This is a genomic window from Nonomuraea sp. NPDC049419 (assembly GCF_040676995.1).
In the GTDB taxonomy this organism is placed as follows: Bacteria; Actinomycetota; Actinomycetes; order Streptosporangiales; family Streptosporangiaceae; genus Nonomuraea; species Nonomuraea salmonea.
In genome coordinates this window covers 22,024-38,819 of sequence record NZ_JBFAQB010000025.1, presented here as the reverse complement: position 1 = coordinate 38,819, position 16,796 = coordinate 22,024, and the positions used below count along the sequence as shown (strand labels likewise).

Sequence of the window (16,796 nt, the reverse complement as noted above, 5' to 3'; positions counted from 1 at the left end):
AGTATCACGCCGGCCGGACGGGGCACGTGGTGCCGGGCGCGGGCACCTTGCCGTCGATCAGATACCGGTCCACATGGCCGATCACGCAAGGGTCACCGGCGTTCAGGTACCGGCCGTGGCCGATGCCGTCGTACCTGATCGTGACCGAACCGGGAACCTGGTCGGTGACGGCGCGGACAGAGGGGTACTCGTAGACCGGTCCGACGCCGAGCAACGGCGGAAGGTCGCGGGCCGGCAGCGGCGCCGGCGGGTTGACCGCCTTGGCCGCCCACGGGGAGCAGGCGAGCCAGGCGTTCTCCCGCAGGCCGGAGAAGTTCGGCGACACCTTGACCGAGCGCCGCACCGCCGCACGGTAGGCCTGGTAGCCGTCGTAGCGGAAGCCGTCGGCGCAGTTCACCGCGAGCATGGCGGTCACCCGCGGCGGCAGGCCACGGCCTTGGGGGTCGAAACCGGACGCGTCGCCCTTGACGGCGCTCGCGATGGCCTTGGCCAACGCCGGCCACTCCGTTGTGCCGTCGACCAGGCCGTAGGCCAAGAACTTCAGGTCATCACCGTCGTAGCGGCGCCCACCGGCGGCCGGGATGCCGGGCAGGGGGCGGCGCTCGGCGCGTCGCACGACGGCCTGCCAGGTCTTCTCCACGTTCGTGCCGCGCAGCGCGCAGTCGGACGAACCAGCGCACCAGCGGATGAACCGCTGGAACCCGGCCTCCAGGCCCTCATATTGCAGCCGCTCCGACTTCTCGAACGGGTCCACGTGGTCGGGCACGCTGTCCACCGCCATCGCGCGCAGCCGCTGCGGGAACAACCGCGCGTAGGAGGCCCCGAGCACGCCGCCGTAGGAGTTGCCGAGGAAGGAGATCTTCTCCTCGCCCAGGGCGGCGCGGATGGCGTCCATGTCTCGCGCCTGGGTGGCGGAGTCCAGGTTGGCGAACAGTTCGGGCACGGCGTCCCGGCAGGCAGCGATCCCAGCGGCGTTCGCCTTGAGCGCCTGATCGTACTCGCGACGACTGTCCGGAGTGGCGAACGCAGGACCGGCCGCGCAAGAAGCCAGCGGAATGTGCTCACCGCTCACCCCGCCACGCGGGTTCCAGGTGACGACGTCCATCCGGGTACGCAGACCGGCGAAGTGGGACAGCGCCCGGGACAACTCCTGAACGCCGGCACCACCGGGACCGCCGGGGCTGAACAGGACGGTGCCGGCGGCCGCCGCACCGGTCGCCGGCGCCTTGCCCACGGTGAGGGTGATCCTCTTCCCGCCGGGCTTCGACCAGTCGACGGGAACGCTCACCTTGGCGCACCGCAACTCGGCCGAGATCTTCCCCCCGCAGGCCGACCAGGCCAGAGGTGGCGCGGGCGTTCCGCTGGACGACGCGGAGGCCGCCGGAGCGACTGCTCCCATCGTCACCATGAGGGGTACGGCAAGCAGAACTGATCGTGGCCAGGACATCGAACCTCCAACAGGACGGTGCGGCGAGCGCCGCAGACGACCTCACAGACTAGGCACGCCGACCTCCCGCCACATCTGCCACAAGACATACCTACGACCCGCCACGCACGCTGCGGGGAGACAGAATTGCTTGGGACCCCGACTTGGCTGTGTGGTACGTTGCAAGACTTTGCTCCGATCACGAAGGAACGCCATGGACGCCCCCACCTTGCACCGCCGATTCCTCAGCGATGTGGTCCCTCAGATCCGGCATGATGCCCGCGTGACCGGTGTGGCCCTCGCGGGGTCGATCGCGGGAGGTCATGCCGACGCCTATTCCGATGTGGATCTGATCGTGGTCATCGACGACGAGGCGTTCGACGCGGTCATGAAGGAACGGCTCGCGCTGATCGATGCATGGACTGAGCTGGTGGCCGGATTCACCGGAGAGCATGTCGGAGAGCCCCGTTTGATCATCACGCTCGTCGGACCGCCCCTGCTGCATGTGGACTTCAAGTTCGTGCGGGCCTCCGACTTCGCCAAGCGTGCCGACGATCCTGTCGTCTTGTGGGATCGGCAGGGCCACCTGGTTAGGACGCTCGCGGAGCATCCGCCGGTAAGCTCGCCCCTTGACCTGCAGTGGATCGAGGATCGGTTCTGGATCTGGGTGCACTACGGCGCGACGAAGCTGGCCCGCGGTGAGCTGTTCGAGGCCATCGGCTTTCTCAGCTACTTGCGCGAGACGGTGCTGGGTCCGCTGGCCGCTCGCCGAGTGGGTGCCATCCCCCGGGGCGTGCGTCACCTCGAGTCCATCGCGCCGGAAGAGGCACGCGACCTTCAGGCGACTCTCTGCGGTTACGACCCGTATGAGATCGGTCAGGCGTTCCTCGCCAATGTCGCGCTCTACCGGCGGTGGCTCGACGACACCGGAGTGGTGATCCAACGCCGTCATCACGCCGAAGAACTCGCCGTTCAATACCTCCGCGACGTTATCGCTGAGCTGACCTGACGCGTGCTGTGAAGATGACCTTCACCACGATGCCGGGGCCGGCTGCACGTCACACGGTTTCTCGGCGCGGCGGCTGCCCGACGGCGGGGCCACGAAGGTGCCCCGGCCCGGGCTCCGGATCGTGGGAGTTCGTCCAAGGAGCGCTGCCGGGACTGGCCACGGGCGATCCCGAAGCGGTGGCCCGGCAGGAGCTGCATGAGGAAACCGGCATCACGGCCGGGGCGATGGGGCATCTGGGACGGCGCAACTGCGCGACCGGCATGTCGTCACAGGGCTTCGATGTGTTCGTGGCCTCGCAGCCGACCCACGGATTCGGCGAGCACGGATGGGAAGCCGCAAGCTCGGCAGGCGTGGTCAGAGCCTCCACGGCGATCCTCTCCGAGGAGGCTCTGACCACTGCCGGCGGACTGGCCGGCTATCTCATAGGCGCGGGTCCTCCTGGACCTTCAGGGCGTTGAGGATCGGGTCGCGCTCGCCGATCTCGCGGAGAAACTCGACCTTCAGATCGCCACCGCCGTGCTCGACGGTGACCGTGTTCACGTCCGCGGTCAGCGCACCCACCTTCTTCTGCACGTCGTGGTCGTGGAGCACGGCTTTGCCGTCGACCAGGACGTCGAAGGCACGCTTGCCGACCTTGACCTTCTCGATCTCCGCGAAGTCGAGGCCGATTCGGTACATCCCGGCGGGCGCGTTCTTGAACACATAGGCGAACGTCTCGCCGGTCCGCTGGGTGCGGAACAGGTCGTCGTCCTCCGTGCCACCGATGCCGGCCTTGGTGGCACGGGCCTTGCCGCCGACGTAGCCCCACGGCCGCGAGCCGAGTTCCTGGTCCGGCGACCAGACGAAACCGTCGGCAGCGACGTGCCCGGACCCGCCCGCGTCGACGCCCTTCCAGTAGGCCGAGGTCGCCAGGCGGACCGGCCTGAGCTGGGCTTCGCCCTTGCCGGCGTTCGACGCCACGAGCACGTCCCCGGCGAGCACGCCGGGCACGACTGCGGCGTTGTCGGCCGTCGCCGTGACCGTGGTGGACTCGCCGGCCGCGAGCTTGACGGTGCCGGCCGCCGCCGCGCCCGTGAGGGTCAGCCACGGAAGGTCGGCGGCCTCGTGCCCGCCGTCACTGGTGCGTTTCTGCTCGCTGAGCCGCACCTCAAGCGGGGCTGAACCGGTGTTGGTCACGATCACGTCGGCGGTCGCCTTCTGGTCCGGGCCGAGGAGCCAGTCGAGGTCGCCTCCCGTGACGGTTGCGACGCCCGTGGTCAACGCCGTGTCGACCACCTCGGCCTGATCTTTCTTGGCAATGGTCACGGGGTGGCCGGCCGTGACGTAGTTCGGCGCCCAGACCTGCACGGTGTTCTCACCGACCAGTGCCTGGGCCTTCCACCGGCCCTTCTCGTCGGCGGTGATGACCCGCTCACCGTTCGGCCCGGTGAGCGTGACGACCGCGCCCGCGATCGGCTTGCCGTCGTTCGCGTCGGTGACCGTGCCCTCGATCGTGCCCGCAGCCGGGAGGGTGTACTCCAGCCCCAGACCGGCCGTCAGGATGGGCTGGTTGAAGGAGTACTGGCTCGCTGGGTTGCGCGCCAGGCTCTCCAGGCCGACCGTCGCCGACGACCCGCGGGTGACGGGGTTGTCGCCGCCGATGCCGTCGCCGTACCCGATCTGGATGCGGCCGTCCGCGATCAGGGTGACCGAGAAGCTCACCCGGGCCGTCCTGTCGCTGTCGAAGGTGGCGTTGCGCCACTCGATGACCTCAGCGGCCAGGCCGTCCACCTCGGTGGTGCCGAAGTAGATGCCGGCCTCGTTGTCGACGACCAGGTCGTCCCAGAACGGAAAGACCGCGTCGAACGCGTACGGCGACGGCAGCGCCGTGTTGTTCCCCAGGGCGCTGGCCCGGTCGAAGACCAGCGCGCCGTTCGTCGTCACACACACGCCGTCCCAGGCCGTGTCGTAGAACGGGAACAGGAAGCTGGAGTCGAACCACAGCACGCCGCAGACGTCATCGCCGTGCCACCCGGAGTCCTCCTTACCCTGGCGGTAGAGGCCGTCGGTCACCTTCATCGAGTACGAGCGACCGGCGGGGGACACGGGCACGGGGCCCGGCTCCGGCTCCTCGGGCTCGGGCTCCGGCTCCTCCTTGTCTCCGCGCGGATCGAGCGTCACGCGCAGCGCCGCGACGCTCGGAGCCCGCAGACCCTTGCTGCCCCTCAGCTCCACGGTCAGCGGACCGCCGTCGTGCCGCACGACGGCGGTGTGCCAGTCGGCGGTGTTCGGGCCGACGGCCTTCACGGGGTCGTAGGCGTACTGCGTCAGCTCGTCGTCGATGAGGACGTCGAACACCCGCTTGCCCTGCTTCACCTGCTCGATCTCGGCGAACCCGAGATCGACGGCGTAGGTGCCCTTCGGCGCGTCGGGGAACGTGTAGACCATGTCCTTGCCCGGCGTGGTGCGCTGGGCCTGGAACAGGGCGTCGTCCTCGGTGCCCGCGATCGGGGCCCTCGTGGAGATCGTCTTGCCCTTCCCGGCGTAGCCCCAGTCCTTGCCACGAGCCGCCTGGTCGCCGGACCAGGTGTAGCCGGAGGCGTCGGTGAACGAGGGGCCGCCGGCGTTGACGCCGACCTGGTACTTCGTGGTCGTGAGCGTCACCGGGACGTAGGTCTTGGGCTGCCGTCCGGAGTCGGACCGCACGATGATGTTCGCGCCGAGAGTGCCCGGGTCGGCGTCCTTCGAGGAGATCGAAACCTTGACCGTCGTCGACTCGCCGGGGGCGAGAGTGCCGCCGGTCGAGGAGAGCGACAGCCAGGGCAGGTCGGTGCGCAGGTCGTCCTCGACGTCGACCAGCACGACGTCATCGGCGATCTGGTCCGCCGCCCACAGCGCCCCGGTCGAGTCGGTCTCGAGGCCGCCACCCTGGCCCACCTTCTGGCCCGGGAACCACCACGCGTTGACGAGCGAGCAGTCGTCGGGGTCGACCTGCAGCAGGCGGGTGGGCCTGTCCGAGGTGAGGTCGGTGTACCAGATGGTGTCGGAGGCCTGGTTGTAGGCCAGGCCCATCACCTCGGGCAGCGGCGGGGCGCAGAAGGACAGCAGCGCACCCGCGTTGTCGTGCGACGTCCCGGCGACGGTTCCGATCAGGCCGTTCGCCCGGCCGCCGACGTAGAACACGTCCTCGGCGGGGTTGTAGGCGAGTCCGGTCAGCTGCAGCGTGGACCAGTCACCCTTGATCTGCCGGGTTTCCTTCCCGGTCTCCCGGTCGAAGCAGTGGATGTAGCTGGCCGGGCTGTCCTCCATCTGGCACATGTCGCCGGTCTTGGTGTCGAGCGCCATGTCGAACGCCCGGTACGTGGGATTCCACGAGGCGTCGAAGACCTTGCCGGTCGGCTTGCCCGTCACCGTGTAGGCGGTGTTGGTCCGCGCGTTGTAGTCGTGGACCCACACGTCGCCGTCGTACCCGATGCCGGAGGGTTCCTTCTCCGCGATCGTGCCCGGGATCTCGATGCGGGTGATGACGTCGCCGCCGGAGGTCGTGCCGACTCTGTCGGCCGCCTTCGCTTCCGCGGCGCTCACCTTCGCGGCCTTGCCGTCGACGTTCGACCGCTTCATGCCGCTCGCGCCGGCCTTCCACGCCTTGAGGTCGATCGTGCTGTCCGCACCCTTCCCGGTGCGCGTGGTGGCGCCGGCGGTGTCGAACTCGTGGTGGCGCGCGGCCTCGCCCAGGTCGTACGTGAGCGGGGCGGAACCGGTGTTGGTCAGCGTCAGCGAGCCCACACCGTTCTGGTCGGTTCCCATCACGGCGTCGAGGCCGCTCACCTGCAGGCCGGCGACGCCCGTGCTGAGCCGCGCGTCGATCGTCGCCTTCGCGAAGAGCTTGTCGAGGGTGAAGTCGTACGACCCCGTCACGTAGTTCGGAGCCTCGACGGTCATCGTGTAGCCGCCGACCGGCAGCTGGCGGTGCACGACGCCCGTCCCGTTGGTCGTGACGCTCTCGACGAGGCCGTTCTTGTCGGTGAACGAGACCTTGGCCCCGGACACCGGCAGCCCGTCGTTCTTGTCGACGACGGTCGCGTCGAGGTAGCCCCAGTCCGGAAGGTCGTAGGTGACGATCATCCCGTCGTGGAGCACCGGGACGTTCTCGGAGAACCGGATGCCGTCCACACCGGCCCAGCCCTGGATGCCGGTGATGGCGCGGGCGCCGCCGGTCACCGGGTCGTCGGTCCCGATGCCGTCGCCGTACCCGAAGATCACCTTGCCCGAGCGGGTGAGCGTGGCCGAGAAGCTGACCGGCTCCGTGTACTCGGACCGGATCGGGTAGGCCCAGATCTTGGCGTCGCGGAACTCGATGACGAACGCGTCCTCGCCGTCGACCTTGGTGGCCGCCGTGAACACTCCCCCGCCGGAGGCGAACTGGACGGGGGACGAGACGGTGAACGGGAAGAGGCCCGCACCGCCGAAACCGGGTCCGGTGGAGTTGTTCGGGGAGATCACGCCGCGCAGGCTGATGGCGAGGCTGTCATGGCTGCCGTTGTAGAGCGCGACCGGGAACGGCAGGTTCACCGTCGCCCACACGCCGCTCCCGTACGTGACCGGGTCGGTGCCGCGCAGGTACTCCCCCTCAGACACGGAGCAGCTGTAGCCGCCCTTGTCGACGACGAGCCCGACCGGGATCTCCAGCGGCTTGTTCTCGGCGCCGACGGTCAGCGGGACAGACGTCGGCGAGAAGCAGGCGTTGGGCGTGACGGCGAGCCCGTACTGGCCCTCCGGCACACCGGCGATCGTGAACGCGCCGTTGGCGTCCGTGCGCACGGCGTCCAGCGGCGTGTCCTTGACGGAGACGTCGGCGTTCGGGACGGGCTGCTTCTTGTCGTCGATGACCCTGCCGCTGATGTCGTGGCGCGCGGCGGCGGTGAGGGCGATCTCGACCGAGGTGTCCTGGCCGAGGGCGATCGTGGCGCTCGCGGTCGCGGGCAGGTACCCGAAGGCCTCGGTGCTGATCTGATAGTCGCCGACCGGGAGGCTGACCTTGAACCGGCCGTCCTTGTCGGTCCCGACGGACCGGCTGAACGGTCCGCTGATCATCACGTCGACGCCGGAGACCGGGGCGCCGTCGGCGGTGACGACACCGGCGAGGGTACCGCCCTGCCGGGGTGCGAGCTCGAGCAGGCGGACGAGGTCGAGCCGGCCTTCGCCGTACTTGTTGTTGAAGTCGGCGGTGCCGCCGCACTCGGTGTCGTCGACGTCGACGGCCGACTCGGCCAGCAGGCGGCGGGTCTCCTCGACCTGCCCGATGAGGGTCGGGTCGTAGCTCCACAGGGCGGCGACGGCGCCGGCGACGTGGGGAGCCGCCATCGATGTGCCGGACATCGCGATGTAACCGTCGTTCGGGTAGGACGAAGTGACGGCGACGCCCGGAGCGGAGATCTCGGGCTTGATCCGGCCACCTTCACCCTCGCCCTTGCGGGAGAACAACGCGAGCGTGCCGTCCGACGCGTAGGCGCCGACCGAGTAGGCACTCTCGGCGGAGCCGGGCGAGGAGACGGTGTCGCACGCCGCGTACGGCGAGGTGTTGCCCGATGACCAGACGCTGAAAATGCCTGCGGCGCTCCAGGCCTCGTCGATGGCCCGGAAGAAGTCGTCGAAGTTGTGCTCGACGGTCTGGCCCCACGAGTTGTTGATGACGTGGGGGCGCTTGGACGGGTCGGGGTTGTTCCCGTTGACGTCGGTCGGGGCGAGCAACCACCAGCCGGACTTGAGCAACGACTCGACACCGGTGCTGTCGCAGCAGCCGTTCGTCGCGATCCACTGCGCGTCCGGGGCGACGCCGACGTGGTTGGTGCCGTCGTCGCCGACCATGGTGCCCATGGTGTGCGTGCCGTGTCCGTCGTCGTCGCACGGTGCTCCGGCGCACGTACCCCGGGTGGCCATCCAGTTGTAGTTGTGGTCGACGGTGCCGTCGGGCTTCTTGCCGCGGTACTGCCGCATCAAGGCGGGGTGGTCGAATTGAACGCCCGAGTCGAGGTTGGACACGGTGATGCCCGAACCGGTGGCCCCCATGGCCCAGGCCTCGGGGGCGTGAATGGCGTCCAGGCCCCACGCGACGGTGCCGTCCTCGGCGGCGTCCGCGTCGGCGTCCTTGGGGGCGGCGGGACGGGCGGCCTGGTCGTCCGGCGTCTTCTCGTCCACGGGCTCGACCAGCGCGACCTGCGGCGACGCATGGATCTCGGCGACCTGCCCGACCGAGGCGACGTCGAGCGCGAGCTGCTGCGTGCCGCCCTTGACGAGCACAGCGTTGACGAGCGGGTAGGACGTGTACTTCACGCCCGCCGCGTCGAGTTCGGCTGAGACGGACGCCGCGGAGGCCTTGGCCGCGGCCTTCAGTGCGTCGTAGACGAATTGTCCGCGAGCGGTCCAGTCGGCGATCTTCATCGCCGGCGCGAGGTCGGCCTTGGTGTCGAACGTGATCCAGAAGTCGGAGACCGGCTCCGTACGGAAACGGCCCTTCAGGTCCGACGTGATCTTGTTGGCGGGTGCACCGGGATCCGGCTCAGCGGCCGACGCCGGTGGTGGCGCGATCATGCTCAGGCCGACCGCTAAGGCCAGCGAAGTGACGAGGGCTTGCAGTCTCACGTGGGGGGTCCTCCGGCCTACAGGGGTTGGTAGGGGTCGTGGCTCTCGTCATCGCCGTCATCGCCGTCATCCCGGGTATCGGGGGCGTCAGGGGCGTCGGGGGCGTCAGGGGTGCTGACGCCACCGCGCGACAGCTCAAGTGGTTGCTGGTGCTCGATGAGGGAGTCGTCAGGCGCGACAGGTCGCTCAGGCATGCAGTGCCCTAGGGGCATGGATCATGGAGTCATGCTCGGGGTGACGAGCGATCTTCGCTATCCGGCGGATACGTCAATTTTCATGACGGGTCGCCGAGGGAGTCCTCTTCCGCGAACACTCCGGCCTCTACTGCCTTGACCGCGAGCGCGGTTCGGGTACTCACCTTCAACTTACGCATCGCCGCACGCAGCTGTTGATCCACCGTGGCCGGTGACTTGGCCAGGATCCGGCTGATCTCCCGGTTCGTCTTGCCGGCGACGACCAGCCGGACCACGTCGAGCTCACGAGGTGAGAGCCGGTCGCCGTACCCCCGCCGGCCGCCACGCCACAAGCGCGGAACCTCGGCGCCGTGTTCGCGAAGCCGCTGCGCGACACGGTCCGCGTCGCCGCGGGCTCCGAGCCCGAACAGTTGCTCGTACTGTGCGGCCAGCAGCTCTCGGCCCTGTTCGATCTGGCCTTGCGCCATGAGCGCCTCGGCTTGACGCTCGCGGGCGAGCATGGCGTCGTAGGGGCGGGGCAACGCGTCCCAGGCGCGCGCCGCCCGCTCGTACGCCCTCGCCGCGCGGGCGTGGTCTCCGGCCGCGGCGGCCAGCAGAGCGCGGCACACGGCGAGGGCGGCGCGAGGCGCAGGCGCCGTACGGCCACGCAGTCCTCTGGCGAACTGGTCGCCCAGGCGAGTCGCGGCCCGCAGGTCGCCCGCGACGAGATGCGCCTCGATCCGGGCGGGGACGAGGTCCGTCGCCCAGACCCAGATGCCTTTTCTCCGGACCGTGTCCATCGGCTCGTTCGTGATCTGCAGCGCCCGGCCGCTGTTCCCATCCGTCAGCCACAGTCTGGCCAGCGCAGCGGCGGCCTCCATCGTGTCGTCGGCTGCGCCGAGACGGGCGGACTCCTCGAGGACCAGCCGGAACTGCTCCCTCGCGGCGCGCCGCCGTCCGGCGGCGGCCGCCAGCCGGGCCGCGAGGCGAACGCTGCCGAGGTAGAGCGCCGGCCGGTCCCGGTCGGCATCGGCGAGCGCCGCGCTCGTCTCCGCGAGACCCTCCCACCGGCCGGTGAACCACGCCAGGTTGCTCTGTTCGAGCCGGACGTTGTGTCGCAGCCGGGACGCCTGCTCGGCCTCGGCAAGGCGCATGGCCACGGCGAGGTGTTTCTCCGCGTCGGCGTACCGGCCCCAGATCAGCGCGCCGGTCCCGACATTGGTGTGGATGCGGGCCACGTCGAGACGCTCCGCCGAGGTCGCGCCGTCGACGGGCAGGTCAGCGACGACGTCCCAGGCCTCCTCCTCGCCGAGCATGAGCAACGCGGCGGCTCGGTTGCCGGCCAGGTTCAGCCGCTCTGCGGGAGAGTCGACTTCGGCGGCGAGCTCAGCGGCGCGATCCAGCCAGCGCCGATGGGTCGACGCCGGCCACGGTCCCGCGTAGGCCCATCCCAGATAGGTCATCGCCCGGGCCGCCTCGACCGGGTCATGATCGAGGTTGGTCACCGCCTGCTCGAGCTCGCTGAGCGCGGCCTGCGCCTCACCGCCGATGATCAGGAGCCGGCCCAAGGGGTTACGGATCTCGGCCTGCTGGCGGGCGGAGAGACCGGGGGTCTCCAGCACCGAGCGCAAGGTACGGATCACGCGGTGGTAGACCTCGTCGACCGGTTCACGACGGCCCAGCGCGGCTACTCCGGCGATGCGCGCGACCCGCGCCCGATCCGCCGGCGGCAGCTCGGACCACGAGAACAGATCGACCAGCAGGTCGACCGCCTTGGTGTGGTCACCCGAGGCCATGGCCAGCTCGGCACCCTGCTCGGCGTACCGCGCCCAGGACCGTGTCTCGCCCGCCTCACGGAAGTGGTGGGCAAGGCGTGCGACAGGCGGCGGATCGATGCCCTCCAAGGCCCGGCCGGCCAGCAGGTGCAAGTGTCTGCGGTCGGTCAACGGGATCGCTTCGTAGACAGCGGTGGCGGCCAGCACGTGCCGGAATCGCCACTGGCCGCGGTCGTCTCCGTCCAGGACGCCGACGTCGGCCGCCTCCGCGATGGCGCCTCGGCACGCAGCCGGTGACAGACCGGCGGTCATCGCGATCGTGGCCACCGATGACCGCTCGGCCAACGTGGCCGCGGCTCGCAACACCTGCTGCGCCGCCGGCGACAGACGGCCCACCCGCTCCCGGGTGGAGTCGCGCACCGTCGGCGGCACCTGTAGCTTGCGCAGCTTCAGCCGGACCCACTGTCCGTCGCGGAAGACGAGGTCGGCACGGTCGCACATGAGGCGGACCGACTCCTCCAGCACCAGAGGCACCCCACCGGTCCGCTCGTGCATGAACGTCGTGAACTCCTGCGAGATCGGGTTGCCGTCCAGCATCGAGGACACCAGCGCTGCCGTGTCGTCGGGTCGCAGCGGCGCCAGGGCGATCCTCAGCTGGGTCACGCCGGCGGGAAACCGGGACGTCAGCCGCAGCAACAGCGATCCGGCGTCCACCTCCTCCGGCCGATAGGAGATCACGAGGCTCGGCCCGTCCGATTGCTGTCGAGAGGCGACGAACAGCAGGAACTCCAAGGTCACCTCGTCTGCCCAGTGAGCGTCCTCCAGCACGAGGACGTCGACGTGCAGAGCCCGCAGCAGCTCGTCCAGGGCGCGGAACAGGCGATGCCGTGCCGCCTTCGCATCGTTCAAAGGCGGCAATGCGGGCGGCAGGTCCGAGGACCATTCGGGGAACAGGGGCCGTAACGCACCCGCGAGCTCGGTGAGCCGCAATCGCGACACCGGGCGGTCGATCCCACGGAACGCGTCGACGATCGGCCCCAACGTCAGCGACTCGCGAAGCGGTGGACACACCGAGACCAAGGCAGTGCGCTGGTCCGGCGCGGCCAACCACTCTCGCAGCAGCCGGCTCTTCCCGATCCCCGCCTCACCCTCTACCAGCACGATCGCCGGCGGCCGGGCCAAGGCGACCCGAAGCGCCGCCATCTCCCGATCACGACCCACGAAATGCGGTGTGGAAACCGTCGGTGAGGTCCCATCGTCCGCGGGCGGCAAGGGGTCGAGCATGCGTGATGATCTCGCTTTCCGATTTCCGGGCGCAACTACACAGGTTAATTCGTGGAGTCGGTCATGGCTTTGGCGGGGTATCGAGGGTGAGCCCGGTCTGGGTCATCCAGCCGGTGAGGAGGTGGGGCCGGTATTGGATGTTCTTCAGCTTGCGTTTGACGACCCGGACGAGCCCGGGCAGGCCGGTGACGGCAGAGTCGGCCAAGGCCCGGCGGAGCAGCGACCACACACCCTCGGCGGGGTTGAGCTCGGGAGCCGAGGGCGGAGTGCCGCCTGCGGGTGTTGTAGCGGGTGATCCACTTGCAGACGGCCAGGCGGGCCTCACGCGCAGAGGACCAGCGCTTGGCGCCCTGCAGCGTTTCACGTTTGAGGGTGGCGCCGAACGCCTCCGCGGCGGCGTTGTCGGCGCTGGTGCCGACGGCTCCCATGGACTGGCGCACCGACCTGGGCACAGACCTTGGCGAACTCGGCGGAGGTGTACTGGGCCCCGTGATCGGCGCGGAAAATCGCGCCGTGCAGGCTGCCCCGGAGCGCGGCGGCGTGCAGCGCGGCGCACCTCCGAGCTGCCCCGCCTGTTGAAGCCGCTGCGCGCCGCCGCGGCCGGCATCGCCGGGGCCTACGAGAGGTAGGCCCCGGCTCCCTGGGACGCTATCCCGCCGGCTCGACGACGGTGACCACGTGATTGGTGCTCGTTCCCTTGACGGTCGAGCTCCCGACCAGCGTGACGGTGTAGGTGTGCTTCCCGGCCGTGGCCGGCGTGTCGGTGAAGGCGAACGTCCCGTCGGTGGCGGCGGCCAGTTTCTGACCCTTGGTGGTGACGGTGCCGTCCGGCGCGACGGCCCTGCGGCTGACGGTGACCGTCGTGCGCGGGTAGACGACGCCCTCGGCGGCAAAGGTGCCGCTGAACTCCAGCACCTCGCCGACGACGCCTGTCGCGGGCCCGGTCACGGTGAGCGCCGGTTCGTACCTGGCCACCGTGACGGTCGCGGTCGCGTAGGCGCCGTAGTACCAGGAGTTGCCCGGCCAGGACAGTCGATACCTGAACACCCCGATGCCCGGTGGGATGTCGGTGAACTCGTAGGTCCCGTCCGCTGCTGTGGTGACCTCACGGAAGGGCCGGTCGGTGCCGTCGGGGAGCCAGCTGTACACTTCGAGCGTCTGCACGCCGGGGGTCGCCCCGGTACTGAGCGTGAGCCGTCCGCTGATGGTCAGCGGCTTGAGCGCGTTCGCCTCGGCGGGCGCCGTCAGGGTCAGGGCCGAGGAGTGGTAGGGCGCGGACGGCAGCCGCCAGAGGTGCATGCGCCCGGTGCCGGGCTCCTTCAACACTGCGAAGGTGTAGATGCCGTAGAAGCCGATGCTGCCCGGCACCAGCGCCTTTCCCTGGTGACCGGCCGTGTAGATCACCCCTCTCGTGGTCGCGTCGTAGACCACGAGCTCCGCCGCGTCACCCGCGGCGGAGTTCCAGCCGCCCACGACGTAGTAGCCGTTCTCGCTGGCCGCGACGGTGGCGGCCAGGTCGTGCCCGGCCGGCCCCTTCTCGTCGTAGGCGTGGACCCGGTCGAAGGTCGTGGTGTCCCAGGCGTCGAAGCGGTGGGCACCGGACGGCACCGGCAGCACCGCCGACCCTTGGTAGGCGAGGGCCAGGTCCTCGAGGGCCGGCAGCGCGTCCGCGTCGCCGACGATCTCGCCGAGCGGGTTGCCAGGGTCGCGGTTGACGTCGTACAGCCTGACGGTGGCGGGGCTGACTCCCGGCTCCGATACGGCGAGGAAGGCGCCGGCGACCGCGACCAGCGGAGGCCGGGTCGTGGGGGGCCCGACCTTGACGAGGATGGGGGTGGCCCGCACATCGAGCGCGACGACCCCTCCCTCACCCGCCCCGCCGCAGCCGTATCCGATCCACAACCGGTTGTGGGCCTGCGCCAGCGTGGACGGGCATGGATACGCGGACAGATCGATGCGCCGGGTGACGGCGACCGTGGCGGTGTCGATCTCGATCACCTCATGCGTGCCGCTCAGCGTCGCGTACACCTTCCTGGCGCCGTCCGGCGCGGACAGGGCGGTGACTCCGGACAGGCCGCCGATCGTGGTGACGGCCTCGCCGTCGAGGTGCGTGACCACGATCCGGTCGTCGGCGGCGACGAAGACCTTGCCGTGGCCGGCCACCAGGTCCCCGCCTTTGCCCGTGACCCCGAGGTCGACGACGAGATCGGCGGCCGCAGCGGCGGGGGCTGGGGCACCGAGCAGGCTCGCCGCCAGGAGCAGGGACCCGGCCGAGGCGAGTAATCGGCCGACGCGTTCAGAGGCTGATGGACGCACATGCACTCCGTTCCAAAAGATGATCTTTGTTCTTCGAACGTATATTCGCATGTTGCGGCATCGCTGTGAAGGGCTGGTCGCCGAGTTTCTGGATGCGGTCCTTGAACAGGGTGGTGGCGATGGCCGCCTTGTGCGGCTGGCCCTTGAGGAAAGCCTGCGCGAAGCTCTTGGCCGGGCTGTAGGAGACCTTGCCGGGCTTGGGCGGCTCGTTCGGCGCCGGTGAGGACGGCCGGCTCTTCCAACGCGCGCAGACGGCGTGATCTCGGGCTCGGCGTACGCGAAGGTCTGGGAGGAAGCCCGCATGTACGCCTTCGCGGCCCGACCAGGTCGCCTCTCCTATGGCGGGCCGACCGTAATATCTCCGGCATGCTGCCGTCTCGCTTCGGCTCAACGCGGGCGCGCATGCCCCGGAAGCGACCGAGACAGCGGGACACGGCGTGGACGTGATGCTCCGCGTCTACGCCACGTGCATCGACGGCCAACAGGAGATCGCCAACCAGCGCATCTTGGAAGCACTCGCGGCGTGACCCAGGAGCTACGGCAGGACCCCGGGACACCTCGGGATCCTGCCGCCGTTCCGGGCCGCGAAGCTCCGGGGCCGACCTGGGGAAACGCGGCTGTGAGCATTCCGCGCACGTTCCGTGAAGAGTGCCACAGGGCTGCTTCTGGCCGGGGGGCACTTTGGAGGTGAAGCGGTTGTGCCAGGTGATCGACCTCAACCGGGCCGGCTCCTACAAGTGGCGTGCCGGCGCCGGAGGCCGGGTGCCGGCGTACTGCTTGAAGTGCAGAGCCACGTACACGTGAACGTGCAGAGGTGCCGGCGGCGGGATTTCGTTGTTCAGCCGTCTGACGGGCACAAAGGGGGATGCCTTCAGCCAGAGATGGGGAAGTTGGCGCGGAAGGTGTCGTGCGGGTTGTAGTGGCGTGCGAGGTCGCGAAGGCGATGGAGCGCAGCGGGAGGGAATGCGTCGGCCGGTGTCTCACCGGGGCTGAGAAAGGTGAAGGGTTTGCGTCCGCTCACCGGGAGGGCGTCGGCGAGCGCGCGTTGTTTGGCGGTGATGGCCTCGGTTGTTGCCGGGTCGGCCGGCACGCCGAACAGGTAGAGCGCGTAGGGCTCGGCCAGTGGGCCGTGAGGGCCGTCGGACGGGCGGGTGAACGCGCCGCCCAGGTGGCGTATCTGCACGCTCATCAGCGGGGCGATCGGCTCGGCCAGCAGGGTCTTGACCGCTGTGTCGTCCAGTTCGGTGAGCAGTTCGGCGCGTGAGGAGCCCGCGCCGGGGTCGGTGGGTTCGGCGGTGATGGTGCCGAGTTCGGCAACCGTCATGGTCCGCCTGCTGTCGGCGAGGGGGCGAGGCAGGCGGTCCAGGGGGCTGAGCAGGTCGCGGGCCGCAGCGGCCTGGCCGAGGTAGGCGGCATCGACGGCGATCATGGGGTCGGAGCCGGGGAAGTGCAGCAGGTCCAGCCAGAGGGTCAGGTCGTCGGGGGCGGTGGCGGTGACCTGGCGGTAGGCGTCCATCACGTCCGGGGCGTGCTCGGTGGGCCACAGTATGCGGCCGCCGTACAGGTGCGGAGCGCGGTGGAGGGAGAGTTCCAGGGCGGTGACGATCGCGAAGGAGCCGCCACCGCCGCGCATGGCCCAGAAAAGGTCGGGGTCGGTGTCGGCGGTGAGGCGCCGCTGTCGTCCTTCGGCGTCCACGATGTCGAAGGCGGTGACGCTGTCGGCGACCCAGCCGTACTTGCGGCCGAACCAGCTGAGCCCGCCGCCGAGGACGACACCGGTGACGCTGACGACCGGGGAACTGCCGGGCAGGCCGGTCAGGCCGTGCGGCGCCGCGGCGGCCTGGAGGTCGCCCGAGGACACGCCCGCGCCGACGCGAGCGCGTCGGGCGACCGGATCGATCTGGAGGGAATTCAGACGGCGGGTACGCAGCAGAATGGCGCCGTCCAGGTTCGTGGTGGCGCCATGGCCGTTGGGCTGGGCCGAGACGGCCATTCCGCGAGCGCGGGCGAAGCGGACCACGGCCGCGACGTCGGCGGCGTCGGCCGCTTCGACCACGGCTGGAACAGCCTGTTCGACGGCGAGGTTCCAGGGGCGCCGGGCCTGGTCGAAACCGTCGTCTCCGGGGAGCAGGACCCGTCCGCGGACGAGGGTGCGCAGGTCGTTGACCTTGGTGATCATTTTTCTTCCGATC

The 16,796-nt window shown here is 69.9% G+C and carries 8 protein-coding genes and 1 pseudogene; 2 read left to right on the top strand and 7 right to left on the bottom strand.

Features of this window, described 5'->3' with window-relative positions; translation table 11 throughout:
- Positions 1–4 precede the first annotated feature (4 nt).
- Positions 5–1,288: an alpha/beta fold hydrolase gene (locus AB0K12_RS42540; RefSeq protein WP_364573952.1), complete on the bottom strand. Its 1,284-nt coding sequence runs from the start codon at positions 1,286–1,288 to the stop codon at positions 5–7.
- A gap of 352 nt (positions 1,289–1,640) precedes the next feature.
- Here AB0K12_RS42540 and AB0K12_RS42535 point away from each other — a divergent pair, with 352 nt between their 5' ends.
- The gene (locus AB0K12_RS42535) at positions 1,641–2,435 is read left to right on the top strand and encodes a nucleotidyltransferase domain-containing protein (RefSeq protein ID WP_364573950.1); all 795 of its coding nucleotides are present in this window, start codon (positions 1,641–1,643) and stop codon (positions 2,433–2,435) included.
- 420 nt (positions 2,436–2,855) lie between these two features.
- On the opposite strand, the gene AB0K12_RS42530 is transcribed toward AB0K12_RS42535, so the two are convergent.
- The 5 genes and pseudogenes from AB0K12_RS42530 to AB0K12_RS42510 all read right to left on the bottom strand — a co-directional run bounded on the left by AB0K12_RS42530 (position 2,856) and on the right by AB0K12_RS42510 (position 14,604).
- On the bottom strand, positions 2,856–9,056 hold the full coding sequence (locus AB0K12_RS42530) for a S8 family serine peptidase (protein ID WP_364573948.1): 6,201 nt from the start codon (positions 9,054–9,056) through the stop codon (positions 2,856–2,858).
- Positions 9,057–9,073: 17 nt separating this feature from the next.
- Positions 9,074–9,250, bottom strand: a complete 177-nt coding sequence (locus AB0K12_RS42525) for a hypothetical protein (RefSeq protein ID WP_364573946.1) — start codon at positions 9,248–9,250, stop codon at positions 9,074–9,076.
- A gap of 80 nt (positions 9,251–9,330) precedes the next feature.
- Positions 9,331–12,288 carry an AAA family ATPase gene (locus tag AB0K12_RS42520; RefSeq protein ID WP_364573944.1) on the bottom strand — a complete coding sequence of 986 codons (2,958 nt, stop codon included), beginning with the start codon at positions 12,286–12,288 and terminating at the stop codon, positions 9,331–9,333.
- A 254-nt stretch (positions 12,289–12,542) separates the two neighbouring features.
- Positions 12,543–12,807, bottom strand: a pseudogene (locus AB0K12_RS42515) (integrase core domain-containing protein); the annotation flags it as partial.
- Positions 12,808–12,936: 129 nt separating this feature from the next.
- Positions 12,937–14,604, bottom strand: coding sequence for a hypothetical protein (locus tag AB0K12_RS42510; RefSeq protein WP_364573942.1), 1,668 nt, complete (start codon positions 14,602–14,604; stop codon positions 12,937–12,939).
- Positions 14,605–14,623: 19 nt separating this feature from the next.
- Between AB0K12_RS42510 and AB0K12_RS42505 the strand changes: the two genes are divergently transcribed.
- Positions 14,624–14,827 carry a hypothetical protein gene (locus AB0K12_RS42505; protein ID WP_364573940.1) on the top strand — a complete coding sequence of 68 codons (204 nt, stop codon included), beginning with the start codon at positions 14,624–14,626 and terminating at the stop codon, positions 14,825–14,827.
- 648 nt (positions 14,828–15,475) lie between these two features.
- Here the strand turns inward: AB0K12_RS42505 and AB0K12_RS42500 are convergent.
- On the bottom strand, positions 15,476–16,783 hold the full coding sequence (locus AB0K12_RS42500; RefSeq protein ID WP_364573938.1) for an FAD-binding oxidoreductase: 1,308 nt from the start codon (positions 16,781–16,783) through the stop codon (positions 15,476–15,478).
- Positions 16,784–16,796 lie beyond the last annotated feature (13 nt).